Source organism: Chitinophaga rhizophila (genome assembly GCF_019492185.1).
GTDB classification, from domain to species: Bacteria; Bacteroidota; Bacteroidia; order Chitinophagales; family Chitinophagaceae; genus Chitinophaga; species Chitinophaga rhizophila.
This window is the reverse complement of sequence record NZ_JAICCF010000003.1, coordinates 384278-410254: the sequence shown is the minus strand read 5'-3', so window position 1 is coordinate 410254 and position 25977 is coordinate 384278. Positions and strand designations below refer to the sequence as shown.

Sequence of the window (25977 nt, the reverse complement as noted above, 5' to 3'; positions counted from 1 at the left end):
AAATAGCAATGTCAGGATATTTAGCAGTCTTAGTTGTTGTGCTCATATTCGTAGTCATCTTCCAGATTGCGAAGGCCAGCGAGTATGTGTCCATATTGAAGGGAGAAAAGAAAGCACGTCAGCAATCCAACCGTGTGAACGGTTTCCTGTTGATCATCTTCCTGGTACTGGGCCTGATAGGTGTGTACTACTGCCACAATGCGCTGAAGGGAAAGATCTTTTTTGAATCTGCCTCTGTTCAGGGTGAAGGGATCGATAACATGATCGTGTGGACCCTCGCTATCACAGGTATAGTATTCATCGTAACCCAGATCTTATTATTCTGGTTTTCATTTAAGTATCAGGAGAAAGAAGGTCAACAAGCCTTTTATTTCCCTCATAACAATAAACTGGAGTTAATATGGACCGTTATTCCAGCTATTGCGCTCACTATCCTGGTGGCTATCGGTTTAAGACACTGGTTCCGTCTCACTTCTGAAGCGCCTAAAGACGCAGCAGTTGTTGAAATCACCGGTAAGCAGTTTAACTGGCTGATCCGCTACCCTGGTAAAGATGGTCAGCTGGGCCGTAAATTCTTCAAAAACATCAACGATGCAAACAATCCTGTTGGTCAGGATTGGGATGATCAGCTGAACAAGGACGACTACATGGCTACAGAAATGCACCTGGTAGTTGGTAAACCTGTAAAACTGATTATCAATGCCCGTGACGTTATCCATGACGTAGGTCTTGCTCATTTCCGTCTGAAGATGGATGCTGTGCCTGGTATTCCTACAACACTGTGGTTTACTCCTAAGTACACTACAGCTGAGATGAAGGAAAAAACCGGTAATCCAGATTTCGTGTATGAGATTTCCTGTGATCAGATGTGTGGTTCAGGTCACTATTCTATGAAGGCGAATATCGTTGTAGAAACACAGGCAGAATATGACGAATGGTCTGCTAAACAGGTAGCACAGTACACAGTTGCTCATCCTGCAGAAGCGCCGGCCGCGTCTCCTGCAGCTGATTCTACGAAAGTAGTGGCATCTAATTTGGCGAAATAGTAATTTTGCCTTAGCAGAAGAGATATAATTAATTGACGCAGGAATTTTTAAAATTATAAGATAAACTGGTAGCGGTACTCCCCGATGACAGTTTTATATAAATAGAACCGATTATGAGTAACGAAGCAACATTGCACAGTCAGGAGGTAATTCATGGCGCAGCGCATGCGCACGACCACGGCCACGGGCATGATGATCATGAGCATCACGAAGGCGGCTTCATATCGAAGTACGTTTTCAGTCTGGACCACAAAACTATTGCCAAGCAGTTTCTGATTACCGGTATTATCTGGGCTATCATAGGTGCTTTTTTCTCTGTACTGTTCCGTTTACAGCTGGGTTTCCCTGATGCTACTTTCCCTTGGTTGGAAAGCATCCTGGGTCACTGGGCGAAAGGTGGCCGTATTACGCCTGAAGCGTACTACGCACTGGTAACCATGCACGGTACTATCCTTGTATTCTTCGTATTAACAGCCGGTTTGAGCGGTACATTCTCTAACCTGCTGATTCCTCTGCAGGTGGGTGCCCGCGATATGGCTTCTCCGCTGATGAACTGTATGAGCTATTGGGCATTCTTCCTGGCAAGTGTTGTCATGATGTCTTCCTTGTTCGTACAGACTGGTCCTGCATCTGGTGGTTGGACTGCTTATCCTCCACTGAGTGCTCTGGGAGACGCTTCAATCGGTTCTAAAATAGGTATGGACCTGTGGTTGATCTCTATGGCGCTGTTCGTTGTTTCGCAGCTGCTGGGTGGTCTGAACTACATCTCCACTATCCTGAATATGCGTACTAAAGGTATGACTATGACCAAGATGCCGCTGACTATCTGGAGCTTCTTCTTCACAGCTATCCTGGGTGTACTCTCCTTCCCTGTATTATTGTCTGGTTTCATCCTGCTGCTGTTTGATCGTCACGCAGGTACCAGCTTCTACCTGAGCGATCTGTTCGTTGCCGGTAAAGCACTCTCTAACGAAGGTGGTAGTGCTATCCTGTACCAACACTTGTTCTGGTTCCTCGGTCACCCTGAGGTATATATCATCATCCTCCCTGCGATGGGCATGGTATCTGAGATCCTGGCGGTTAACTCCCGCAAGCCAATCTTCGGTTACCTTGCGATGGTGGGTTCTATGTTTGCTATCGTTATCCTGGCGTTCCTGGTATGGGCGCACCATATGTTCGTTACTGGTTTGAATCCATTCCTGGGTGCATTCTTCGTACTGTTAACATTGTTGATCGCCGTACCATCAGCTATCAAGGTGTTTAACTGGATCACAACTATCTGGAGAGGTAACCTGCGCTTTACGACTGGTATGCTGTTCTCTATCGGTTTTGTGAGCACATTCATCTCCGGTGGTCTGACAGGTATCTGGTTAGGTAACTCTTCTATTGATATTCACCTGCACGATACATACTTCGTAATTGCGCACTTCCACATTGTAATGGGTGTGTCTGCATTCTTTGGTACGTTCGCTGGTGTATACCATTGGTTCCCTAAGATGTTCGGTCGTTATATGAACAATACACTGTCTTACATTCACTTCTGGGCTACGCTGATCGGTGCTTACCTGATCTTCTGGCCTATGCACTATGAAGGTATTGCAGGTATGCCAAGAAGGTATTACGACTACTCAAGCTGGGAGTCTTTCAAACAGTTCAATGATCTGAACTTCTTCATCAGTATTGTAGTAATCGCAGTATTTGCTGCTCAGCTCCTGTTCGTGTTCAACTTCTTCTACAGCATCTTTAAAGGTAGAAAAGTACAGTCCACTAACCCATGGAGTGCAACTACACTTGAGTGGACTACTCCTATCAATCCTGGTCACGGTAACTGGCCTGGTGAGATTCCTGAAGTATATCGCTGGCCATATGATTACAGCAAGAACGGTAAAGATTTCGTTCCGCAGACTGTACCATTGTCTCCAGAGGAAGAAAAAGAAGGTCACTAATTATTTGAATTTTTGGGCAAACTACGGAGTAACGTCCGTTAGTATGGGCTGAAGAAAATGATAAGAGAAAACTCGATAAAATTGTCGACATCGTATGCAGTAGCCAGTAAGGTGAGGGATTATTCTCAGTTAATGAAGTTTAATCTGACCATCATGGTGGTGTTTTCAAGTGCGGTTGGGTATCTGCTGGTGCCGGGTATTGAGTTCAATCTCGTAAAAGTTCTTACTTTATTTGCCGGTGGATTGCTGGTGTCTGGCTCCGCCAACACGATCAATCAGTTACTGGAAAAGGAAACGGATAAACTAATGGCGCGTACAGCAGTACGCCCTTTACCATCCGGCCGGATGTCTGAAACAGAAGCTACTATACTGGCTATCGTTACAGGAGTGTCTGGTCTGGTTATCCTGGGGCTCGGTTTCAACCTGCTTTGTGCTGGACTGAGTCTGATTTCACTGGTGCTGTACGGTTTTGTGTATACACCATGGAAAAAGTGGAACTCACTGGCTGTGCTGGTGGGCGCTGTTCCAGGAGCAATGCCGCTGCTCATCGGATGGGCTGGTGGTGCTAATGCAATTGGTGAAGGCGGATGGGCTTTGTTTGCTATTCAGTTCCTGTGGCAGTTCCCCCATTTCTGGGCTATCGCCTGGATTGGACACAAGGACTACACAAGAGCAGGATTCAAACTATTACCTGCCGGAGGGGAACCTAACAAGCTGATCGCATTACAGGCAGTATTGTATACGTTGCTGCTGATCCCCGCAGGATTATTCCCATATTACCTGCATATCAGTGGCCCGACTTCTGCTATTGTAATATTGCTGGTTACATTGTTCTTCCTGTATAGAGCGGTAAACCTCTACAGAAAGGCAGATGTACCCGCAGCACGCAAGTTGATGTTTGGTTCATATATTTATCTGATGATCATGCAGTTTGCACTGCTTTTTGATAAGATCGGATAATCTAATTTTTGAAATCAAGGAGTGATGGACGCAATGAGCTTACAACGAAAGAAAATACATCCGCATAAATATTCACTATGGATAGCCATGGGTAGCATTACCATGATGTTCATCGGGTTTACAAGTGCATATGTAGTGAAGCGCGCGCAGGCAAACTGGTTCACCTTTGATTTACCGGTTATATTCTGGATCTCGACGTTTGTTATACTTACTAGCAGCGCAACCATCCAGATGGCGGTAAAGGAGTTCCGTAACAGGAACATGCAGCGGTATAAACAGCTGATTACGCTGACCGCCGTATTAGGTGTAGCTTTTGCAGTGTGCCAATGGATAGGTTTCAAACAGATGAACGATACCGGGCTGAGACTTAACGGTCCCGCTTCCGTATCATTCATTTATGTAATCGTAAGTGTACACCTTTTGCACGTGCTGGGTGGCGTAGTTGCACTGCTGATCATGTTTGGCAGAGCATTCCGTACCAGAGTACGTACTTACAGTTCAGTACCTATAGAAGTAGCCGCCACATATTGGCATTTTGTGGACGCGTTATGGATTTACCTGTTGATATTTCTGAGTATTGCCAGATAAACTTTCTAAAAATTAATTACAAAACAAACAATGGATACAGCAGTTACAGCGAAGAAAAAATGGTGGTCCGGGGGACATTCTCCTTTTAATGTTAGCTACGGAAAGTTGATGATGTGGTACTTCCTGATGTCAGATGCCTTTACTTTTGGAGCATTGCTGATAGCATATGGTACGATCCGCTTCATGAGCCCATCCTGGCCTGATCCTAACGTGGTGTTTCACTCATTCCCAGGTATGGGACATGCTGATCTCCCGCTGGTATTTGTGAGTGTGATGACATTCATCCTGATCATGAGTTCTGTAACAATGGTATTGGCTGTACATGCAGGTCACATGAGAGACCGCAAGGCAGTTATTAAATGGATGACCTGGACTATTATCGGTGGTGCTGCTTTCCTGGGCTGTCAGGCATGGGAATGGACACACCTGTATGAATCCGGTGCATGGTGGGGTCGTAACCCTTTCCTGAACGTTGACGGAACACTTGCGTCTACCAACTTTACTAACTTCTTCTTCACTATCACTGGTTTCCACGGTTTGCACGTAACTTCCGGTGTGGTTCTGAACATCGTAATCCTGGCTAACACGCTGAAAGGTACTTACGAGCAGAGAGGTCATTATGAAATGGTTGAAAAAGTAGGTCTGTACTGGCACTTTGTAGATCTGGTTTGGGTATTCGTATTCACCTGTTTCTACCTGCTCTAATAGTCAGTCGGTAAGTATTTGTAATCTGGAATTTTAAAAGAAATAACTAATGGAACATACACATACAGGAGTGGCGCACGAAGGTCATACACATGATTCATCTACCAAAGGTATCTGGAAAACGTTCTGGATATTGTTAGCAATCACTGTTTTTGAAGTGGGTCTGGCATTCCTTTATCTGGAATTTGACTTCATGGCAAGATGGATGCTTAATGGTATTTTCATCTGTCTGACGCTGGTGAAAGCATTCTTCATCGTTGCTGAATTTATGCACTTACGTCATGAGATCAGAAACCTGGTGATGACTATCCTGATTCCTTTACTGCTGTTCGTTTGGTTCATCATCGCTTTCCTGGCTGACGGCGAATCCTGGAAGAACATGCGTAAAGACCTTGCTCCTGGTACTCCTGTAGCTCCAGCTACACACATTACCAACGAGCCGGCACATCACTAATCGAACTTAGTATACTACGCTTTACAGGTCCTGACGTATCTTTACGTCAGGATTTGTAAAGCGTAACTTTTATCTGACAATTTAAAACTTCAGGCCATTACCAAGAGAGGACTTATAGGATTGATGCTGGCAGTACTGGTGCCATTGACGGGATACCTGATTGTAGATCATTACAGTAAAAATGTAGTGCCTATCCCCCGCTACTACATTCCTGAAAAAGTAGATACAGTAGTAAAAGGCGGAGAGACAATATATGATACCACATTCCATGTGGTGAATGATATTACACTCACTAACCAGATGGGACGCCAGGTAAGTCTCAAAGACCTTCCTAACAAAGTAATACTGGTCAACTTCTTCTTTACCTCCTGCCCAAGCATATGCCCACGCATGATGGCAAATCTCGAAAAGATCCAGCAGGCATATATCAAAAATGATACGCTCTTACAGATGGTATCACTGACCGTAGATCCGGAAAGAGATTCATCTGAAGTATTGCGCATGTACGGAGTAAAACACCATATCAACCCGGATAACTGGTGGTTGCTGACCGGTGCAAAGAAGGATATCTATGACTGGGCAAGAAATGAAGTGTTTGTCAGTGTAGTACAGGGCGACGGTGGACCAGACGATTTCATCCATACAGAGAAGCTGGTGCTACTGGATAAAAATCATAATATCCGAGGTTACTATGATGGGCTGGATTCAAATGCAGTACGCAAATGTGCAAATGACATCGCTGTATTACATCTTGAAAAGGACAAACACAGACCAGGATTGTTAAAAAGACTGTTTTCCACAACGGAATGACCAGGACATACGTAAGTATATTCCAAATACATAAAGATGAAATGTAAATGTGAAAAGTGAAATGTGATACGCCCTGATACGCGCTCACATTTCACTTTTTACATTTAAGTAAAATCAGACACTGCAATGGATCTCAAAAGTAAAAATCTAAACCTGCCGATCGCGATTATCTCAATCGTTATACCGGTAGTTGTAGCCATCCTCTTCTATCTGCCAAGACCAAATGTTGAAGCTGGATTTAATGTGAGCATATTACCACTGTTTCATGCTGTGCTGAACTCGGCAACGGCAGTGTTATTGTTAGGTAGTTTGTTCTTCATCAGAAACGGGCAGATCAAAGCACATAAGATTACTAACCTGATTGCAGTTGCTTTGTCGCTGGTCTTCCTGGTATCATATGTGACTTACCACTTCTTCACTGAAAGTACCAAGTATGGTGATCTTAACCACGACCATATAGTAGATGCAACTGAAAAGGCGGCTATCAGTAGTACTGCCGCTATATATTATTTCATATTGCTGACACATATTGTACTGGCTGCTATCATAGTACCTTTGGTATTGTTTACATTACTGCGTGGTTTCCAGTCAGACTTCGTTAAACACAAGAAGATTGCCCGAATCACCTGGCCAATCTGGTTCTATGTAGCTGTAACCGGTGTAATAGTATACGTGATGATATCTCCATACTATTGACAAATGGTAAAGCCATAATGGTAATAATGCTTAATTTTACTGTATGAAAAAGACAGCGCAGATTTTAGCGATCATTTTATGCTTCAGTGCCCAGGTAATGGCGCAGTGCTCTCTTTGTACAAAAACAGCTCAACAGCTGGGTGAAGGTCCGGCGAAAGGGTTGAATAACGGTATCCTGATGCTGGCAGCGACGCCACTAGTAATTATCGGGATAATGGGATTCAGGTACTGGAGGAATCACCGCGGAGCATAGGTAAATAAACTCTTTATAAAATGAAGGAGGTCCGGCAGTGAGCCAGACCTCCTTTTTTCGCTTTGTTAGGATACGGTTTAGTATAAGAATATGTCCTATCTGCAACCCTCCATTTCGTAAATATGATAGCCATGCTTACGAATGTCCTGCTCCCAGGTCGGGATCATCTCCTGTACATGACAGAACCGACAGTCCCTGGAGGAGACAGATTGTTTTTCAATTGATTTTGATTTGAGATATGCGTTTCCGAAGGTTAGCACATTCTCATAGTTTGTATCAGCAGATACGATTATGTCGAAGTGCATATAGCCGCCTTCCCGGCGCTTTACGTAGGTGTCAAAGATAGCAACGTCCATGAATGTCTACACTTTTAAGGTCATAGAATATAGTAACAAGATGTTGGATCAACGGTAGGCCACAAATATAGAAACGGTTAAAAACTGGTCAAATATTTAACATCTTATTTACCACCACTAAAATGGATAACTAATATGAGTAGGTATTATATTAAATCAATTCTTATCATCGGATAACAGATTAATCTTATCGTCCAAATGTTTTGAGATCCAGGATATGTTAACATCCTATTAACATGCTTTATACACAAATTATAATCGCTGCTGAAGGACGCAGCTATTTACAATACAGTCCTAAAACACTGCCATACTAAACATAGCATGCAGTAATCCATTGTTCTACGTATATTGAACTTTTAAAACTCAGCTGCATGAAAGCCAATTTCCTGGCACTAATGAAGAATCGTATCCCTTTTTCGGAAGTAGCTGGAAAAGAAATACCTACTCCCGATCAACGTATTAGCGGTATGCGCGCATTGTTAATGCTAGTCTGTAGTGTAGCACTCGCCGCCGCTACCTCTCTCCTGCTGTACGGACTCCTTACCCTGATGAATGCCATACCCGTATATAGCGGATTGCCCGGTGAATCCCGTTACCTGCAGGAACAGGATATACTAATACTTATAGTACCAGTCATCACCGCACTGATTATAAGTTGCTTATTGCACTATACAGGTAACCTCTCTGCCAAAAAAATAAGGCCGATTCAAAGTATTCTCATGATCTGTTCAGGCATTCCTTTAGGACTGGAAGGCCCCCTCACAGATATGCCTTTCTCTATCTCTACAAGTAATTCCAGACGCATACATATATTGTCAGTGGCATGTATGACTGCCGGACTAGCCTTTTTATTCGGAGCACCATTAATGGCTGTTGCTCTTAGTATTGAACTGCTCATAGTGGAGCTAACCTGGTTAGGTATTATTGCTGCAATTGCCGGTGGTGGAACAGGGTTCTTACTTCGCTATATGTTAATCGGAGAAACCGCCATCTGGTCTATGCCTGACGTGCCATCTGCAAATATTCACATGTTATTAGGATACATAGTAGCAGGCGTACTGGCAGGCTTGCTGGTACTGCCAACAGGCAAGCTGATGAGCCTTACAAACGCACTCTTTCAGCGACTACCACTAAATAAACTGTGGTGGCCGGTACTTGCTGCAGGCATTGTCGGAATAACTGGTTACTATTTGCCTGAAACCTTTGGCGCAGGCTACGACCATATTGAAGCAATGCTCAACGGCCAGATTACTTTACAGTTCCTTGTGATCATGATGATAGGTAAGCTAGTGCTGATGGCAATCGTTATAGCCAGTGGCATCCCGGGGGGAACGATGGCACCTTTAATTGTAGCTGGTGGGGCAGCTGGTATCTTTATTACATTCCTCCTTCAATTTGCCTTTCCCGGTGTACATCTGCATGTTGCTGTAGCAGCGTTGGTAGGCATGTCTGCAATGTTTTCTGCTGGAAACAGGGTATTACTATCAGCCATCCTCTTTGCCATAGAAACCACACATGCTCTAAATGCACTACTACCGGTCATATGTGCATGCACAGCAGCATACACTGTCGTGTATTTATTAACAAAAAGGAAGACTGCTGTACAATCAACATTCGTAGAAAATGTATCCTGACATATCCAATGATGTTTTCTTAACTGACTATAGCGTATTAATAAACCTATAAAGGTTAAATTGACCACTGGCCAGTGCGGTGGTAATCTGTTGTTGTAAGTCTCGCCGGCTAACATCCCGCATCCTGCGGTGCTGTAATAACTGATAGGCTTTCTCTGCCAGTAATAGCGCATGATGTGCATTATTACCGGTCACCTGCTGTTGATGTGCGTCAATCGCAGTTACCAATTCCGCTAATCCCTCGTCTTTCGTTGCAACGGTTTTTAATACTGGTATCTCCCAGTTTTCCTTTTGCCTGGTATGTGCCAGCAAACGAAGATTCTTTACAAACTCAGCTGCATTGTCCCTGTCAGCTTTGTTAACCACAAATACATCTGCTATTTCCATCAGCCCGGCTTTCATGGTCTGTATCTCGTCGCCGGCTTCAGGCACTACTACTACCACTGTAGTATCAGCGATACCGGCAATCTCTACTTCGCTCTGCCCTACACCTACTGTCTCTATAAACAGGTAGTCAAAACGGGCTGCTTTGATAATATCAGCAACTTCAACAATCTTCGGGCTCAATCCGCCAAGCGCTCCCCTGCTCGCCATTGAGCGTATATACACATCGTTATTACCAAAGTGCTGCGCCATCCTGATACGATCACCGAGCAACGCTCCATAGTTAAAAGGAGATGATGGGTCAACTGCAATGATCGCAATACGCTTACCCTGTTGCAGTAAGAACGTTATCAGCGAATTGACAAGTGTACTTTTGCCTGCTCCCGGCGGACCAGTAATACCTATCACACGGGTGGGACTGCCGGCAGGAATATCTTCCAGCAACCGCTCATAGCCGGTGGCTTCGTTTTCGATAAGCGAAATGCTTCTTGCAAGAGATTTAATATCCCCTTTCTGTAAAGCTGTAAGCAGTTGCTGATGCATGTGCCGAAATTAAACAATTCGCAATGATTATATATCTTCGCAAACAATATATATCTGTCAATATGAAAGTATCCGGGTTCACTTTTGTGCGCAATGCCGTTAAATATGATTACCCCGTAGTGGCATCTATTCAGTCAATTCTGCCACTGTGTGACGAGGTAATTGTCAGTGTCGGAGACTGTGAAGACGGTACGCTGGAACTCATCAGGTCAATAGGCTCTCCAAAGATAAAGATCTTTCATTCTGTATGGGATGACTCTCTCAAGGAAGGCGGACGTATTCTCGCTGTTGAAACGGATAAAGCATACGCTCATGTAAGCCCTGACGCTGATTGGGCTTTCTATATACAGGCAGACGAAGTAGTGCATGAACAAGACTACAACGCTATCCGTGCGGCAATGACAAAGTATCGTGACGATGCCAAAGTAGAAGGACTACTATTCAGATATACCCACTTCTTTGGCAGTTATGATTACATCGGCGATTCAAGAACCTGGTATCAGCATGAAATCCGTGTTATCCGTAATGATAAACGCATATCTTCTTATCGCGACGCCCAGGGTTTCAGAAAAGAAGGACGTAAACTGCATGTCAAACCGGTCGATGCAAGAATGTATCATTATGGCTGGGTGAAAGATCCCCAAACCCAGGCGCAGAAACTGAATAGCTCCTTTGAACTTTATCATGGCGCTAATGAAGAACATATTAACAACAGGGTTCCTATTGCTGCATTTGATTACGGTGAAGTAGATTCGCTGGCTATCTTCAAAGGTACACATCCACAAGTGATGCACGAACGCATTCAGCAAAGGAACTGGCAGTTCTCACACGATATCAGCAGGAAGAAATTTTCTTTTAAGGACAGCCTCCTGTATTGGATAGAGAAGAGAACAGGGAAGCGTTTATTCGACTATAGAAACTACAAAATAATCTAAGTTCCAACCGGCAACAGCAGTAGTCAACTCACTGATGTTGCCGGTTGATTGTTTATATCAATACAGACTTCTATACAGGTCCATATATTTTTGAGCGTTAGTATCCCAGCTGAATTTTACTGCATGTTGCCTGATCTTATCTGCTGGTTGATTTGTTTCATAATGATGCATCCCTTTTTCAAATACATCACGCATATGATCGTTCTCAAAAGATTTAAAGTAGTAAGCAGCCGCTCCTCCTATTTCAGGCAAACTCGTCTTGTCAGAAAGAAAAACCGGCTTACCAAAATGCATCGCCTCAACCACAGGTGCACCAAAGCCTTCAGCTACTGAGGGAAACATAAACGCAGCACAGTTTTTATAATACCAGTACTTCTCTTCATCAGTAATACTTCCCAGCATTTTTACACGCGCACTTACTCCCAGTTTGGCAGCTTCTTCTTCAATCTTTTTGTAATACTCGCCCTGTGTTTTACCTGCTATCAGCAGTTCAAAATTATTATGCTCCAGCAATCGTGGTAGAACATGGAAATTCTTCTTCGGTAATATCATCCCGATAGAGAACAGGAACGGAACTGCAGGCCGGTATTGAGGTGCATCAAATCCAGGATACTCCTTTATTTCGGAACCCTGATAAATAATGCTGCACTTGTTTTCAGGAATGCGCAGATGCGCATTTATCGTCTTTAAAGTAAATTCAGAAATAGCAACGATACGATCTGTTTCATCCACCTGCTTTTGTATTACGTCCAGTGAGCGCTTCTTCTCACGTTCACTCTTATTCGGTTCAAACAAAAAGTTCAGATCGTGAATAGTGAGGATGGTCTTTTTAGCTTTCTTCCTTGGCCATACATTACCTGACTGGTGTACAGCATGCCAGATGTCCATTTGTGGCGGATTAAAAGCATATCGGTCATACCACTTGTAAGGTATCTGCTGATAGCTTCCCTGGTAACCATTAAATGCAGGTGGCAGATAGTACAGCAGTTGCTCATCTTCTTGCTTTAACTGCAGCAACCGTTGTCCTAACTGTACACAAAAAGTGTACAGACCGTTATGAGGATATTTAAGTTTTTCTAAGTCTAAGCCAATGCGATGCATATGCAATATGTTAATACAGACTACGGTATATCTGCAGGTAATGTTTAGCGGTATTGTCCAGATTCAGTGTAGCAGCATGTGCTTTCATTGCTTCAATAGGTTTGGTTGCATTGAAATGTGCCATTCCTTCTGCAAAAACCTTTTGCATCACTGTATCTGTAAACTCATGGAAGTAGTAACATAATGGTCCGCCTACTTCTGGTAAACTGGTCTTGTCAGAAAGGAAGCAGGGTTTCCCTTCACTCAGCGCTTCCACAACAGGTAGTCCGAAACCTTCTGCCAGTGATGGGAAAGCAAATGCGGTGCAGTGATGGTAATACCAGTATCTGCTTTTATTGGAAATGCTACCAAGTATCTTTACACGATCAGACACACCATACTGCTGGGCGGTGGTCAGGATCTTGTTTTTATATTCCTCATCAAATACAGGCCCTGCAATGACCAGTTCGTAGTCATTGTTCTGCAGCAATGCCGGCAATACATGCGCATTCTTTTTCGCATCTATACTACCAATATTAAAAATAAACGGACGTTGCGGGCGATACTCCGGCGAGTCAAACTCAGGGAAGGTTTCCAGCACACCGCCATTGTATATTACACTGGCAGGTTTGTTGCGCAGATCAAGATGATGTTTGACATCTTCCAGCACAAATTTGGAAATAGTTACAACGTGATCTGCACGGTCAATATTACGCTGTACCTTTTTGAGAAAAGAGGCTACCTTCTTAGGGTTCTTCTTCTCATGAATGAAGTTCAGATCATGTATCGTCAGCACGTGACCGATATCCTTGTTGGATGGTCTGAAATGCGTTGACTGAAAAGAAGTATGCCACACATCCAGGTAAGAGAATGATGGCATAATAAGCCGGTGCAGCTTGCTGATAGTAACATACTGATGTTCGTCTCCAAAAAAGCCTTTCAGTCCCGGAGGAACATAGTAAGTAACTTTCTCGTCCGCTGCTTTCTGGCGAAGAAGCGCATGCCCAAATTGTTTACAGTACTCGTAAAGTCCTGTATTGGCATATTTCATTGTCTCGCAATCAAACAAGATGTGATGCATGGAAGATATTTAGTTGGACGCTGAACACTTTAGACACCGGTTGATACCCGGTTTTTCAGCAATCGGGCAAATATAGATAACATCCTTATATATTTCATTGGTAACAACTAATTCTATAATTTAGGTTATGACCAATTTCATTCCCATATTCCCCCTTGGCATCGTAGTGTACCCCGATGAGCAGCTGAACCTGCACATCTTCGAGCCAAGGTATAAACAGCTTATAAAAGAATGTATTGCTGAAAACAAACCATTCGGCATTCCAACAGTCATTGATAAGCGGGTGGCGGAGTACGGTACACTGGTAGAAATAGTGCGTGTAGAAAAGACGTATGACAATGGCGAACTGGACGTAGTGACCCGAGGTATTAAGGTTTTCAGAGTATTGGAAGTAATTAAGAGTATCCCGGATAAGTTGTTTGCCGGCGCTATCGTTACCTATCCGGGTAATACTACCACCGGCAACAGCCGCGTGCATGCTCAGGTATTGCATGCAATGCGGGAATTACATCATATACTACAGATCAGTAAACAATTCACAAAGACGGATGAAGACCTGCAGTCTTACGATATAGCGCATCACGTAGGGCTATCCCTTGCCGAGGAGTATGAGCTACTGTACCTGTTCCAGGAATTGCAGCGCCTGGAATACCTGAAGCGACACCTGCTGAAGGTAATTCCGCTGATGGCAGAAATGGAACGGCTGAAAGACAGGGTAAAACTCAATGGGCATTTCAGAAATCTGACAACAGGCGAGGCATAAACCGGTAACTCCGGCGACGTTCCTGTTTTGCCTGGGATTGTCTACATTTGGGGCCAGAAATGCTCATAGGGGCTTTTATCAATCAGTATTATGAACAAGACTATAGCGCATATCGCGTTGTTTCTTTCCCTGCTGGCAATGGTATCCTGCGAAAATGATATCAACGCTATTATGAACCTCGACAAAAAGGTTACTGCCGTTGAGGAGGGAAAAGATATAGAATCCATGTACAGTCAGACAGGCCGCGTAAAAGCCAAGCTGACTGCACCTACCATGATCAGGCATCTGAAACCTCCGGTATATGTTGAATTTAATACCGGACTGAAGGTGCTTTTTTACAACGACTCACTGGGCGTGGAAAGTACACTGACCGCCCGCTACGGTAAATATTTTGAAAATGATGCCAATGTCTTCCTGAGAGATCATGTAGTGGTAATCAATAAAAAGGGAGAACGCCTGGATTGTGAGGAATTAAACTGGGACTCTAAAGTACAAAAGTTCCTCTCCAGCAAACCAGTGCGTATCAGTACCGTGACAGACACCCTGTATGGTACAGGGCTGGAGTCAAACCAGGATTTCAGTGACTATACCATCCTGCATCCAAGTGGTCCTTTCGTTATTCAGGATAGCACAATGACACAACAATAACATGATACTGAAGGCTTTGAAAAGCCTTTACGACAACGGCCCGACATTGTATGATACAATGTCGGGCCGTTTCGCTTTAACCTATTTTTAACCTAAAATTTTGTCTCTATAAAAACGCAAGAACCATGCCACTAAGTATGTCTAAATAGAAACTTTTTTTATGATATAATAACATAATTCTATTTGTTGTACAAATGCTGCCATTTATAGCATTCACACGCCAAAATAGGTGCATTCACGAAATGATACTTTCGTGGTATCTGGTAGCAAACTATATTCGTGCAGGTTTTTCATAGGATATGGTTTAAATTATTGGGCGGTAGTCTTACCTGCCCTTTTTTTATTCCCTTAATCTTCATAGTTTTAAATATGGAGATGATCAATTGGCCAGATTTTGAAAAGATAGATATCAGGGTAGGTACCATTATTTCGGTTGCCGATTTTCCCAAAGCAAGGAATCCCTCTTACCAGCTGAAAATCGATTTCGGACCAGCATTAGGTATTAAAAACTCCTCCGCGCAAATTACCACACTATACCAACAGGAGGAGCTGGTAGGCAAACAAGTTATTGCCGTTGTTAATTTCCCCGTAAAGCAGATTGCAAACTTTTTCTCCGAATGCCTGGTTTTGGGTATCTACGGAACCGGGAAAGACATTATTCTACTGCAGCCAGACAAACCAGTAGCAAATGGCCTGAAAATAGGCTAAAACGCTAACTCCTTGATAGTATATTGTCTATTATATGTAGGTATACTACAATTCGTTTTTAATTTAATATGATAATATTTGGTATATGTTGGCTGACCTATCCAAAATGACCATTTTACGAACTAGAATATAACGTTCACGGAAATAGGAGATCAGTGCATGTGAGCCTGCTATATCTTTGGTTCAGGTTTTTCATAGGATATGGTTAAAATTATTACAAGGGCGGTATTCTTACCGCCCTTCTATTTTTTAAAGCCCTTCCAGCCTCATTTTGGCCCCATTTTCACTAACTACATGATAATCAGATAAAGCCCTTCTGGCACCTCCCAAAACTGGGTAATTTTTTCCATAGTTATCACTATACGTTCACCTTCTCTTTCGTTACGTTCCCCAACTAAAATATAGCATTCACTAGAATGGAGATTGCCTGTATGGAAAATACGCGCACCTTTGGTTCAGGTTTTTCAATAAAGATATGGTTAAAATTTTTCGGGGCTGTAGTCTTGCAGCCCCGTTTCTTTTTCCCGAAATCCTGAAACCCCCGCCTTATACCACTTTTCACCCCCTTTCTCACATCTACCTTATTCACCCTGACTGTACCACAGTAACGCTACCTTGAACTGCTTAGCCGGATTTCCCTTGGATTTTCCTAAAACGTTCACCCGGAAAATCGATACGTTCACCGGAAAATAATCCACGTTCGACCATTCTGCCAGTTCCGGCCCTTCTGCCGGCGGCTATAGTGCCCACATCTGCCAGCAAATACCTCTAACCACCACCATTCACCAGCTGTAAGTGTGATCATGCATAAGCGTTTGGTTTCGCTTTATGTTTCATACTATTCCTTCACCTTAAGCTCATCTCAAGGTCACCTGAATATCCCGGGGATATTGAAGTGCCCTTTTGGTACCCTCTTAGTGCCCGCTTGGAGCCTATATGGTTTGAATACTAAAGCGGCGTTCAATGAAAAATAAAGCCACTTATTTGCCGAAAACAATACATCCCGATCCAACAGACCAACGCGTCATGCTCTATACCAGACTGTACAATAAAAAACAGCTGGTTAGGTATTGCCCAACCAGCTGTCTTAATTATTCAAAGTGTAAGTGCCTATTGACCAAATTCCTTCGGAAAAGGTCGATCCAGCAAATTGAGGTAGATGAAACGGTACGTCTCATTATCACTATGCAATGACTTGATACTTCTCCAGCCATGGCGCTCACCAGGGTATACCATAAACTCGAAGTGTTTATTCAGGTTCTCCAGCTTATCTACCAACTGAATACTGTTTTGCATATGTACGTTGTCATCCATAGTACCATGAACTATACGGATCAGCCCCTTATAACGGTCTGCATAGGTCATTGGCGACGTAATACGATACCCCTCTTCATTCTCCTGCGGCGTGTCCATATAGCGTTCTGAATAATGGCTGTCATACAACCGCCAGTCAGTTACTGCAAAGTTTGCCATGCCATGTGTAAATACGTCAGCTCCATATGTCAGGGCCATACAGGTCATATATCCGCCAAAGCTGCCGCCTGTAATACATATTTTTGAAGAATCTGTCCATGGCTGTGATCTCAGCCAGATAGCCGCATCCATGTAATCTTCTGTCTCATATTTGCCCAACTGCCGGTGGATGTAATTCATGCCCATTTTGCCCAGCTGACCGGAACTCCGATTGTCTATCGCTACCTGTATTACCCCTTCTTTTGCCCACCATTGCGATGTCAGCGGCATTTTCCAGGAGTCATATACTGATCCTGCATCAGGACCGCCATATATACTGATCAGAACAGGGTATTTTTTGCCTGGCTGCATATGCAATGGCATTGTAATGGTCATAGGCAATTCCAGGCCGTCACGGGTCTTATAATACTGCATTTTGGTGGTTGCAAGGTTATATTGGTCAAACTGACTGCCCTTCGCATCTCCCAGTTCACGTACTACCTTTCCTTTACTGTTCAGTAATGCCATACGTGGCGGTGTAGACAGGTTGGAGTAGGTGGTAACAAAGTAGTTGCCGTTTGGACTTACATCTACATTGTGCAGGTAGTCTCCGAAGGTAAGGCGGGTAATTGCGCCGGTTTTCAGGCTTACCTGGTACAGGTCTGTACGCGGAGCAGCCTCTTTACGCGCAGTGAAATAGATCACTTGCTGCTTGTTGTCAATAGCGCGGATATCTTTTACCGTCCAGCTGCCACTGGTTAGCTGCTTGTTAAGAGAGCCGTCCATATTGTGCCAGTACAGGTGTGCCCAGCCAGATTTATCACTTCTGATGATAAAGCCCTTATTGTTTGCCAGGAATGGAATGTCCTCATACCAGTCAACCCAGGTCTTTTGCTGCTCACTGTAAATCTCCTTTTTTCTGCCATTATCCGGATTAATCTCATAAATTTTCAGATTGTCTTGTCCGCGTGGCATCCATTGTACCCATAGATGTCCTTCAGGTGTGAAGAATGGCGCACCGAAATACTGGTCTTCGTTTTCATTGAAGTCAGCCCATAGTGTAGCTCCTCCCCCAACAGGTACGGTACCTATTTTTACAGCAGGGTTGGTATCGCCGGCTTTAGGATACCGGGTGTTTTCAAGATAACCATGTTGTCCTTTCTCACTATAGATAGGGAATACAGGTACCTTTGCATCATCAAAACGCATGTAGGCAATATAACGGCTATCAGGACTCCACCAGAAAGCGCGATATTTGGATGCCCTACCGAGGATCTCCTCATAATACACCCAGGATGCCCAACCATTATAGATGACGTCAGAACCATCCGTAGTATAACGAATCTCTTTTTTAGTGGCTACTTCCACTGCATACAGGTCATTGTTACGCGTGAAAGCAACATATCTGCCATCGGGGGATAATGTCGGGTTACGCTCCTGGGCAGTGTCGCTGGTTAACTGTGTAGTTGTACCGGTCGGAGATGTATAGACGATGTCATTGTTACGCACTGTTACGGTAGCTCCTTCCGGAGGGGTAACATAAGGTTCTGACTTGCCGGTGGCTGCATCTACTTTGTATGCTTTGGATGCTCCTCCTTCTGTACGGTACTGGATGTAGTGGGTAGCATCTGCCCATCCCCTGATGTTGGGCAGTGGTTGATAAAGGCCGGTTGCTTCTCCCTTAAATATCTGCCGGAAAGTGAGGTCTTTCTTTTCCTGAGCCTGCAGACTGAGACCGAGCAGGCTTAGTGCTGTAAAACAGACTGACCTGTAACGTGTTGTATGCATAGTTTAGCTGTTGTTATAAGTGCAGCTAAAATAGTTAATTAAGGAAATGATCCGGCGCTATTTACGGATGGGCGGAGTAAAGTTCAATTTTCCGGTACCAGCCATTGCGATGGCAGTAGCGGGTTGAATGAAAAAGAGGCAGCCTCCCGGATGGGAAACTGCCTCCTGTATATTGTTTGCAGACCGGATAGCGGTCATTAAAAATCATGGGAAAGACTACACTGTTCTTTCAGCTTTCATCTGAGGGAAGAACAATACATCCTGGATAGATGGCTGGTTGGTCATGATCATGGTCAGACGGTCAATACCAATACCGATACCAGAGGTAGGCGGCATACCGTATTCCAGTGCACGCAGGAAGTCATAGTCAATGTACATCGCTTCATCATCACCACGCTCCATCAGTTTTACCTGATCTTCAAAGCGTGCACGCTGATCGATAGGATCGTTCAACTCACTGTAGGCATTGGCCAGCTCTTTACCATTTACCATCAGCTCAAAACGTTCTACCAGACCTTCTTTGCTACGGTGCTTTTTGGTCAGCGGACTCATTTCCACCGGATAGTCGATGATGAAGGTTGGCTGCACATAGTGATGTTCGCACTTCTCTCCGAAGATCTCATCTATCAGTTTTCCTTTACCCATACTTGGCTTCACGTAGATGCCCAGCTGGTTACAGGTAGCACGCAGCTGCTCTTCATCCATATGTGTAACGTCGATACCGGTATGTTCCAGGATCGCTTCATACATGCTTACTCTGCGGAAAGGTGCTTTGAAGTTGATCACCCTGTCTCCTACTGTTACTTCGGTAGTACCATGAAGGGCTATTGCGATCTTTTCCAGCAGTGTTTCAGTAGTATCCATCATCCACTCGTAGTCTTTGTAAGCAGCGTACATTTCCATTACGGTAAATTCCGGGTTGTGGGTACGGTCCATACCCTCATTACGGAAGTCTTTCGCAAATTCGTATACACCTTCAAAGCCACCCACGATGAGGCGCTTCAGGTATAATTCGTTAGCAATGCGCAGATACAAAGGCATGTCCAGTGCATTGTGATGCGTTTTGAACGGACGCGCTGCTGCACCGCCAGGGATAGGCTGCAGGATCGGCGTTTCAACTTCCAGGTAGCCCAGGTCATTATAGAAGTCGCGGATGGTCTGCATGATGCGGGTACGTTTGATGAAAACGTCCTTTACCTGCGGATTCACAATCAGGTCTACGTAACGCTGACGATATTTGAACTCAGGATCGGTTACTTCGTCGAAGATCTCTCCTTCCTTCTCACGCACTACTGGTAACGGGCGGATGGATTTAGCAAGCAGGTCCAGGGTTTTGACATGGACAGACAGTTCGCCGGTTTTGGTAATGAAGGCATAACCTTTTACACCAATGATATCCCCATGATCCATGAGTTTCTTGAACACAACGTCATATAAGGTCTTGTCTTCGCCGGTGCAGATATCATCACGACGGATGTACAGCTGCATTTTGCCCGTATGGTCGTGCATTTCTACAAAACAAGCCTTACCCATATCACGCACATGCATGATACGGCCAGCCAGACAGATATCCTGGAACTGGTCTTTGGATTCCTCTGAATACAGGGTCCTCAGTTTGGCAGCTGTAATGCTTACCGGATATTTCTCTGCCGGATAAGGGTTGATGCCCAGTTTTTCCAGTTCCTGCAGTTTATTTCTGCGTATAATCTCTTGCTCGGATAATGTTGTCATGACTTACTGATTACAATAATGGAGTGCAAAAATAATTGATTTAAGGGGGAAATGAGCGAAACGTGGGTTTGGCACCAAATTTTCATTACATATGAGCCCCCTCAACCGGGATTCATCAGCTTTTAAAAAACTAACACGATGAAAACCATCATAGTACCTACAGACTTTTCTGCTACTGCTTATAATGCCGCCCGCTATGCGCTGGGACTGGCTGAACAGATGGGCACCACCCGTATACTGCTTTATCATGCCTATGAGCTGATAGTGCCGGTTCCGGATGTGCCATCTTCCATACCCATGGTTGATCCTAACGAGTTAAAAGCGGCCAGCCTGGAAGGGCTGGAACGTATGAAACAGGATTTGTTGCCGGCTTTGCCGCCGGGAGTAGTATTGGAGTACCGGGCAGATAACAATCTGCTGGCTGCCAATATTGACACGCTCAGTAAGGAGGAACATGCTGATGTGATCATCATGGGAACTACTGGTGGTAGTCAGCTGGAGGAGATCCTGATAGGTTCAAATACTATTGATGTAGTAAAGCACACCTCCTGCCCTGTGCTGATTATACCAGCAGAAGTTACCTTCCGGCCGGTCAGGAAGATCGTATTTGCCTGTGACTTCAAAAAGGTAGGTACCAGCACGCCGGTGTACCCACTGAAGCGCCTGCTAAGCGTATTCCAGGCGGAACTGCATGTGCTGAACATTGACAAAGACGGAAAAGGGCTGAGTACAGAGACGCCAGAGGCCAGCCTGTTGCTGGATACATTGCTGGAAGGATATCATCCGAAATATCATTTCATCGATCATTCCAACGTAGTAGAAGGTATTATGGAGTTTGCCGATAGGGAAAAGGCTGATCTGATACTGACTATTCCCCGTAAGCATGGTTTATTTGAAAGCATCTTCAAACGTAGTCGTACGGCTCAGCTGGCATTCCATACACATATTCCGCTGCTGGCGATACATGAATAAAAAAGCTTTTGTCCGTCTTTAAACTTCCGGGTAGGTTTTTGTTCTAACTTTATAGTAGCGCTTATTAAATATTGTTGCTATTTTGCATATAAAACCACAACAATCCAGTCTATGTACAAGAAACTATGTCTGCTGTTATTATCCGGAATAGCGTTTGTGCCCGCTACTCAGGCGCAATTGCTAAAGAAATTAGGCGAAGCTGCCAATACTGTAGCCTCTAAAGGTGGTACTTCCAATGTAACCCAATCTGAAGCTGGTAACGGCATCAAAGAAGCGCTGGCAAAAGGCGTAGCGAATGGTATTGCTAACCTGAACAAAACTGATGGTTTCTTTGGAAATGATCTCTATAAACTGTTATTACCTCCAGATGCGGTAAAAATAGGCAACACTCTGCGTTCAGTAGGACTGGGCAGCCAGGTGGACAAAGCCATTCTTTCTATCAACCGTGCTGCGGAAAAAGCGGTAGGTTCTGCGGCTCCTATCTTTGTAGATGCGATTAAGGAAATGAGTATTACTGACGCCCTGAAGCTGCTCTCCGGCGGTAATAATTCTGCTACTGAGTATTTCAAAGGAAAGACGACAGACAAGTTGAAAACTGCGTTTTCTCCGGTAATTAAGGGATCACTGGATAGCACCAGCGCTACTAAATATTATGGTGATATTGTAACAGCGTATAACAAACTGCCTACTACATTCAACAAGGCTAATCCTGACTTGCAGGACTATGTAACGGGAATGGCGGTGAATGCACTGTTTGACCAGATTGCAAAAGAAGAAGCTAACATCCGTGCTAATCCTGCTGCAAGAACTACTGACCTGCTGAAGAAAGTATTTGGCAGCAGCACTGCTGGCAGCAGCAAATAGTCGCTGATGAACTGATTATAAAAAGCCTCGTATCACTGATACGAGGCTTTTCTTATGTAAGAAGGTATGATTTGTTATTGCGCACCGGCAAGCAATACCTGCCATGCTTCCTGTACTTTCCCGTTTTCCAGTAACTGCTGCGCATGAAGGTGCAGTTCTTTTTCCATTTCGTCGGGCGTAATACTATAGTACTGGAAGATGTTTTTCAGGTGTTCATCTTCAAAAGCAGGATCAATGACAGGTTGTTCGTGTACATTAGCCAGCTGACCCAGGTTATTGCCTGTGAGGATGCGGCTTTGCCTGATGGATGATGGTAATGCGTCTATTCCTATCCCCAGGGATGTATTGGGCTTTGCCACCTCAAATACGGCACCACCGGATGCCCGGCAGTAGTAATCGCCTCCCATACGGGCTACCAGGTCGATCTTATGTGGATCGATGTTGCCTGCTTCGTTAAGGATGTTATCATTAATGTGGATCATGACAGCTTCACAGATGATGAGGTTTCCTGCGCCTCCTTCTGTTCCCTGCTCGAGTACTTCTTTTACTACACATTCAAACTGTACCGGACTTTCTTTTACGCGGAAGGGCTTTACCTTTTCGGCTGCCACCGGCGTAAATCCGGATTTTTCAAATTCGTTCACACCTTTAGGATACTCGCAACTGGACAATGATGCCTGTTGCACCATGGCATAATTTACCACATTGATCACTACCTCTTTTGTTTCGAGGATGTTTTCGAGTGTGTGTTTGGTAGTATTATCACGTACCCTGCGGGCAGGCGAGAATATCAGTGTTACCGGGTTGCTGCCGAATATGTTGAAAAAGCTGAAGGGAGACAGATTAGGCGTACCGTCTTTATCAACCGTGCTGGCAAAGCAGATAGGTCTGGGAGCTACCGCGCCCTGTAGATATCCTTGCAATGCAGCTGTTTTTATCTGTCCTGGTATAATCTGCATGTTGTATACTATTTTTTCAATCGCAGGATGGAGAAGTCAGATTCTTCTGCTACGATGGTATTTGTAAGCGTACCCAGGCCGTCTATTTCCATTTCCACTACATCGCCGGGTTGCAGCCATTGTTCCTGGTAATCCGGGTTTTCGCGTTTGCCGGTTCCGTTCAGTTCGAGGAAACATCCGGTACCTACCGTACCGCTGCCTATTACATCTCCGGGATATATATTGGCACCGTAAGCACAGCGTTCAATGATCTCTGCAAATGTCCAGTCCATATCGCCCATGTTACCTTCGCTTACCTGTATGCCATTGACACGGCAGGTCATTTTCAGATTATAGTTCTTGCCGGTATGCCCTGGTTTGGCAGGTATAAGCAAATGTTCCAGTTCATCAGGGGTAACGAGCATAGGCCCGATCACGGTGCTGAAGTCTTTTCCTTTTGCAGGTCCGAGGTTAAGCTTCATTTCTTCCATCTGGAGAGTGCGGGCGCTCATATCATTCATGATCATAAAGCCGCCGATATACTTATCTGCTTCAGCAGCGGGAATGTTACGTCCGAATTTACAGATCACAATAGCAGCTTCCAATTCGAAGTCCAGTTTGTCGAAATGGTCGGGCATGCACAATACATCGCCGGGGCCTTGTATTGCATTGTGATTGGTGAAGTAGAAGATTGGATACTCGTCAAACTCTGGGATCATGTCTACGCGGCGGTTACGTCTTGCAGCGGCCACGTGTTGTCTGAAAGCATAACCGTCACGGCAGGATGTAGGAGATGGCACCGGTGCAATTACCTCTACTGAGTGGTAAGGGATCGGTTTGGCTGCGCCGATATGTTTTCCGGCTTTCAGCTGTGCGTCTATTTCCAGGGCCAGGTCGATCACTTCTTCCCAGGAGAGCAGGAACATCTGCATATTGCCTGGCAGGTTGGGGTGCAGATCCTGTGTGTTGTACAATTGGTCGCCTATTAATATAGCCAGGTGGTCAGCTTCATCCCGTAGATAACTTACAAGTTTCATAAAGTAGTTGGTTCTGGTTGTATGATCCTGTAAATATAGGGAAATGCGTTATTAAGAAACAGTGTAGCGCTAATCTCCGGGGAGGTATATCAGCGTTCCGGTTAGGGATGGGATAAATTCTCCCCGATTGTCATGTGACTTGTTAGGGGTAGGCGGTGGTTTCACCGTCAGATAAAAGAAATAGCTGGCGGCGTGTAATGTGCTGCGTGTTAGTATGGTAGGTGTCATTTGCAGCGGTGTCTGACTGAACATAATGACAGACCAGGTGTTTTGCAAATAGCGAGGTGAGGACGACGCATTTACGGGTAGTTAGCCTATTTTCGGGTGTTTTATAGCATATATCGTGGTAAAGTGATAATATTTTATCAAGTAATAATCAATAGAATAGCCGCATTTGGCTCATCCCAATTAGTTGATAGTTAATAATATAGTTATTTGGTTGCCAGTGCGGTAACTGAAAATAGATATTCACATCGCCCCCATATGCTTAAGATCGGCATAATATTGGCGGGACCAGTTTTTTGGCTAAATCAAGGTTGTAAAGAGGAAACCAACGTATCATTCGTACAAGCACTCATTCGCATTAAACACAGGAGTTATGAAGTTTGATAAGATTAAGAACAAGGGACAGGCGAGATTATTTGAAAGCAGGTATTTGGAGATGCTCACCAAGACACACCCCCTGGTCATCTGGGCGTTATATGTCCCCATCATCAGTTACATGTTGTATTACAGCAATACTACATTAGGTTTTAGCATTACACGTGTTACAACTGTTTTTTTCGGAGCAATGTTTATCTGGACGTTATTTGAGTACTTGATGCATCGCTATCTTTTCCATTTTAGCAGCGAGAACCCCAAGGTCAGAAGATTCATTTACGTTATGCACGGCAACCATCATGAGTATCCTCGTGACAAGCAGCGTTTATTCATGCCACCGGTGCCCAGTCTCATTTTAGCTTCTATTATTTTCAGTGTACAATATATATTCCTGAGAGAGTATACTTTCATGTTCTTCCCGGGCTTTATTCTGGGTTATCTGATCTATGGAAGCATGCACTATGCGATTCACGCATGGAATCCACCGGCAAAATTCCTGAAGCCTTTATGGCGTAATCACCATTTGCATCATTACAAGGGAGATGAAAAGGGTTTTGGTGTAAGTTCCAGTATGTGGGATTATATTTTCAGAACAAGTTTTGATCTGGAAAAAGAGAAAGAGGACAAAGAGAAAGTGAGAGAGCTGATGTTCAACAAGCCGTAAGCGGCTACCATTTCTCTTCTCCGTCGTCAGGCGGGGGTTGGCTGTATTGCTTACGGGAAAGGATCTTTTCCTGTTGTCTTTCAATCAGCAGGGCGGCAATTTTCCGGTATATTTCGGGTGAGAGGTCGGCTTCCAGTACTTGCCGGATGGCATGTTCAGAGACGTCTACTTTATACAGCAATAGTACAAACTGCTGGAAGTCGTTACTGATAAGTTGTTCCAGTTTTTCTGCGAGGGCAGCCTCGAACTGGTCATAGGTAACGCCGGTAGTTAATGGTAATCCGGCATCTGTTGATAATTGCAATGTGGTTTCCGGAAGTAATTGTATCATATTACTCAGA

Annotated in this window: 27 protein-coding genes; 17 read left to right on the top strand and 10 right to left on the bottom strand. The window is 44.3% G+C overall.

The window, feature by feature from the left end; all coding sequences use genetic code 11:
* Positions 1–8: 8 nt before the first annotated feature.
* The 9 genes from K1Y79_RS16215 to K1Y79_RS16175 all read left to right on the top strand — a co-directional run bounded on the left by K1Y79_RS16215 (position 9) and on the right by K1Y79_RS16175 (position 7458).
* Positions 9–1046, top strand: coding sequence for a cytochrome c oxidase subunit II (locus K1Y79_RS16215; protein WP_220251216.1), 1038 nt, complete (start codon positions 9–11; stop codon positions 1044–1046).
* A 113-nt stretch (positions 1047–1159) separates the two neighbouring features.
* On the top strand, positions 1160–2992 hold the full coding sequence (locus K1Y79_RS16210; RefSeq protein ID WP_220251215.1) for a cytochrome c oxidase subunit I: 1833 nt from the start codon (positions 1160–1162) through the stop codon (positions 2990–2992).
* 57 nt (positions 2993–3049) lie between these two features.
* Positions 3050–3952: a heme o synthase gene (cyoE, locus tag K1Y79_RS16205; protein WP_220251214.1), complete on the top strand. Its 903-nt coding sequence runs from the start codon at positions 3050–3052 to the stop codon at positions 3950–3952.
* 24 nt (positions 3953–3976) lie between these two features.
* A complete protein-coding gene (locus K1Y79_RS16200; RefSeq protein WP_220251213.1) occupies positions 3977–4540 on the top strand; it encodes a cytochrome c oxidase subunit 3 in 564 nt (187 codons plus the stop codon).
* Positions 4541–4570: 30 nt separating this feature from the next.
* Positions 4571–5245 carry a cytochrome c oxidase subunit 3 gene (locus K1Y79_RS16195; protein WP_220251212.1) on the top strand — a complete coding sequence of 225 codons (675 nt, stop codon included), beginning with the start codon at positions 4571–4573 and terminating at the stop codon, positions 5243–5245.
* 49 nt (positions 5246–5294) lie between these two features.
* Complete coding sequence (locus K1Y79_RS16190) at positions 5295–5699, top strand: cytochrome C oxidase subunit IV family protein (RefSeq protein WP_220251211.1); 405 nt, start codon at positions 5295–5297, stop codon at positions 5697–5699.
* A gap of 123 nt (positions 5700–5822) precedes the next feature.
* Positions 5823–6509 carry an SCO family protein gene (locus tag K1Y79_RS16185; RefSeq protein WP_220251210.1) on the top strand — a complete coding sequence of 229 codons (687 nt, stop codon included), beginning with the start codon at positions 5823–5825 and terminating at the stop codon, positions 6507–6509.
* Between the two features lie 126 nt (positions 6510–6635).
* Positions 6636–7205, top strand: coding sequence for a DUF420 domain-containing protein (locus K1Y79_RS16180; protein ID WP_220251209.1), 570 nt, complete (start codon positions 6636–6638; stop codon positions 7203–7205).
* A gap of 43 nt (positions 7206–7248) precedes the next feature.
* The gene (locus K1Y79_RS16175; protein WP_220251208.1) at positions 7249–7458 is read left to right on the top strand and encodes a hypothetical protein; all 210 of its coding nucleotides are present in this window, start codon (positions 7249–7251) and stop codon (positions 7456–7458) included.
* Between the two features lie 95 nt (positions 7459–7553).
* Here the strand turns inward: K1Y79_RS16175 and K1Y79_RS16170 are convergent, their stop codons facing one another.
* Complete coding sequence (locus tag K1Y79_RS16170) at positions 7554–7814, bottom strand: DUF2024 family protein (RefSeq protein ID WP_220251207.1); 261 nt, start codon at positions 7812–7814, stop codon at positions 7554–7556.
* 371 nt (positions 7815–8185) lie between these two features.
* Between K1Y79_RS16170 and K1Y79_RS16165 the strand changes: the two genes are divergently transcribed.
* Complete coding sequence (locus tag K1Y79_RS16165) at positions 8186–9448, top strand: chloride channel protein (protein ID WP_220251206.1); 1263 nt, start codon at positions 8186–8188, stop codon at positions 9446–9448.
* A 27-nt stretch (positions 9449–9475) separates the two neighbouring features.
* Here K1Y79_RS16165 and meaB read toward each other — a convergent pair whose 3' ends face one another.
* Positions 9476–10375: a methylmalonyl Co-A mutase-associated GTPase MeaB gene (gene meaB, locus K1Y79_RS16160; RefSeq protein ID WP_220251205.1), complete on the bottom strand. Its 900-nt coding sequence runs from the start codon at positions 10373–10375 to the stop codon at positions 9476–9478.
* Between the two features lie 23 nt (positions 10376–10398).
* Between meaB and K1Y79_RS16155 the strand changes: the two genes are divergently transcribed.
* Positions 10399–11310 carry a glycosyltransferase family protein gene (locus tag K1Y79_RS16155; protein ID WP_236059665.1) on the top strand — a complete coding sequence of 304 codons (912 nt, stop codon included), beginning with the start codon at positions 10399–10401 and terminating at the stop codon, positions 11308–11310.
* 57 nt (positions 11311–11367) lie between these two features.
* On the opposite strand, the gene K1Y79_RS16150 is transcribed toward K1Y79_RS16155, so the two are convergent.
* Positions 11368–12411, bottom strand: a complete 1044-nt coding sequence (locus tag K1Y79_RS16150) for a glycosyltransferase family 4 protein (RefSeq protein ID WP_220251204.1) — start codon at positions 12409–12411, stop codon at positions 11368–11370.
* A gap of 10 nt (positions 12412–12421) precedes the next feature.
* Positions 12422–13471: a glycosyltransferase family 4 protein gene (locus tag K1Y79_RS16145; protein WP_220251203.1), complete on the bottom strand. Its 1050-nt coding sequence runs from the start codon at positions 13469–13471 to the stop codon at positions 12422–12424.
* Positions 13472–13598: 127 nt separating this feature from the next.
* On the opposite strand from K1Y79_RS16145, the gene K1Y79_RS16140 reads away from it, so the two are divergent.
* The 3 genes from K1Y79_RS16140 (at position 13599) to K1Y79_RS16130 (ending at position 15590) form a co-directional block, all read left to right on the top strand.
* On the top strand, positions 13599–14234 hold the full coding sequence (locus tag K1Y79_RS16140) for an LON peptidase substrate-binding domain-containing protein (protein WP_220251202.1): 636 nt from the start codon (positions 13599–13601) through the stop codon (positions 14232–14234).
* Between the two features lie 90 nt (positions 14235–14324).
* Positions 14325–14882 carry an LPS export ABC transporter periplasmic protein LptC gene (gene lptC / locus K1Y79_RS16135; RefSeq protein ID WP_220251201.1) on the top strand — a complete coding sequence of 186 codons (558 nt, stop codon included), beginning with the start codon at positions 14325–14327 and terminating at the stop codon, positions 14880–14882.
* A 369-nt stretch (positions 14883–15251) separates the two neighbouring features.
* Positions 15252–15590, top strand: coding sequence for a tRNA-binding protein (locus tag K1Y79_RS16130; RefSeq protein WP_220251200.1), 339 nt, complete (start codon positions 15252–15254; stop codon positions 15588–15590).
* A 1110-nt stretch (positions 15591–16700) separates the two neighbouring features.
* On the opposite strand, the gene K1Y79_RS16125 is transcribed toward K1Y79_RS16130, so the two are convergent.
* Both K1Y79_RS16125 and lysS read right to left on the bottom strand, forming a co-directional pair.
* A complete protein-coding gene (locus tag K1Y79_RS16125) occupies positions 16701–18830 on the bottom strand; it encodes a S9 family peptidase (RefSeq protein ID WP_220251199.1) in 2130 nt (709 codons plus the stop codon).
* Between the two features lie 216 nt (positions 18831–19046).
* Complete coding sequence (gene lysS / locus K1Y79_RS16120) at positions 19047–20561, bottom strand: lysine--tRNA ligase (RefSeq protein ID WP_220251198.1); 1515 nt, start codon at positions 20559–20561, stop codon at positions 19047–19049.
* A gap of 138 nt (positions 20562–20699) precedes the next feature.
* Here lysS and K1Y79_RS16115 point away from each other — a divergent pair, with 138 nt between their 5' ends.
* A complete protein-coding gene (locus K1Y79_RS16115) occupies positions 20700–21533 on the top strand; it encodes a universal stress protein (protein WP_220251197.1) in 834 nt (277 codons plus the stop codon).
* 111 nt (positions 21534–21644) lie between these two features.
* Positions 21645–22397, top strand: a complete 753-nt coding sequence (locus tag K1Y79_RS16110) for a DUF4197 domain-containing protein (protein ID WP_220251196.1) — start codon at positions 21645–21647, stop codon at positions 22395–22397.
* Between the two features lie 74 nt (positions 22398–22471).
* Here the strand turns inward: K1Y79_RS16110 and K1Y79_RS16105 are convergent, their stop codons facing one another.
* The 3 genes from K1Y79_RS16105 to K1Y79_RS16095 form a co-directional block, all read right to left on the bottom strand.
* Positions 22472–23356 carry a flavin reductase family protein gene (locus K1Y79_RS16105; RefSeq protein ID WP_220251195.1) on the bottom strand — a complete coding sequence of 295 codons (885 nt, stop codon included), beginning with the start codon at positions 23354–23356 and terminating at the stop codon, positions 22472–22474.
* Positions 23357–23364: 8 nt separating this feature from the next.
* Positions 23365–24372 carry a fumarylacetoacetate hydrolase family protein gene (locus tag K1Y79_RS16100; protein WP_220251194.1) on the bottom strand — a complete coding sequence of 336 codons (1008 nt, stop codon included), beginning with the start codon at positions 24370–24372 and terminating at the stop codon, positions 23365–23367.
* 69 nt (positions 24373–24441) lie between these two features.
* On the bottom strand, positions 24442–24624 hold the full coding sequence (locus K1Y79_RS16095; protein ID WP_220251193.1) for a hypothetical protein: 183 nt from the start codon (positions 24622–24624) through the stop codon (positions 24442–24444).
* 346 nt (positions 24625–24970) lie between these two features.
* On the opposite strand from K1Y79_RS16095, the gene K1Y79_RS16090 reads away from it, so the two are divergent.
* Complete coding sequence (locus K1Y79_RS16090; RefSeq protein ID WP_220251192.1) at positions 24971–25636, top strand: sterol desaturase family protein; 666 nt, start codon at positions 24971–24973, stop codon at positions 25634–25636.
* A 4-nt stretch (positions 25637–25640) separates the two neighbouring features.
* Here the strand turns inward: K1Y79_RS16090 and K1Y79_RS16085 are convergent, their stop codons facing one another.
* Positions 25641–25967 carry a hypothetical protein gene (locus K1Y79_RS16085; protein WP_220251191.1) on the bottom strand — a complete coding sequence of 109 codons (327 nt, stop codon included), beginning with the start codon at positions 25965–25967 and terminating at the stop codon, positions 25641–25643.
* Positions 25968–25977 lie beyond the last annotated feature (10 nt).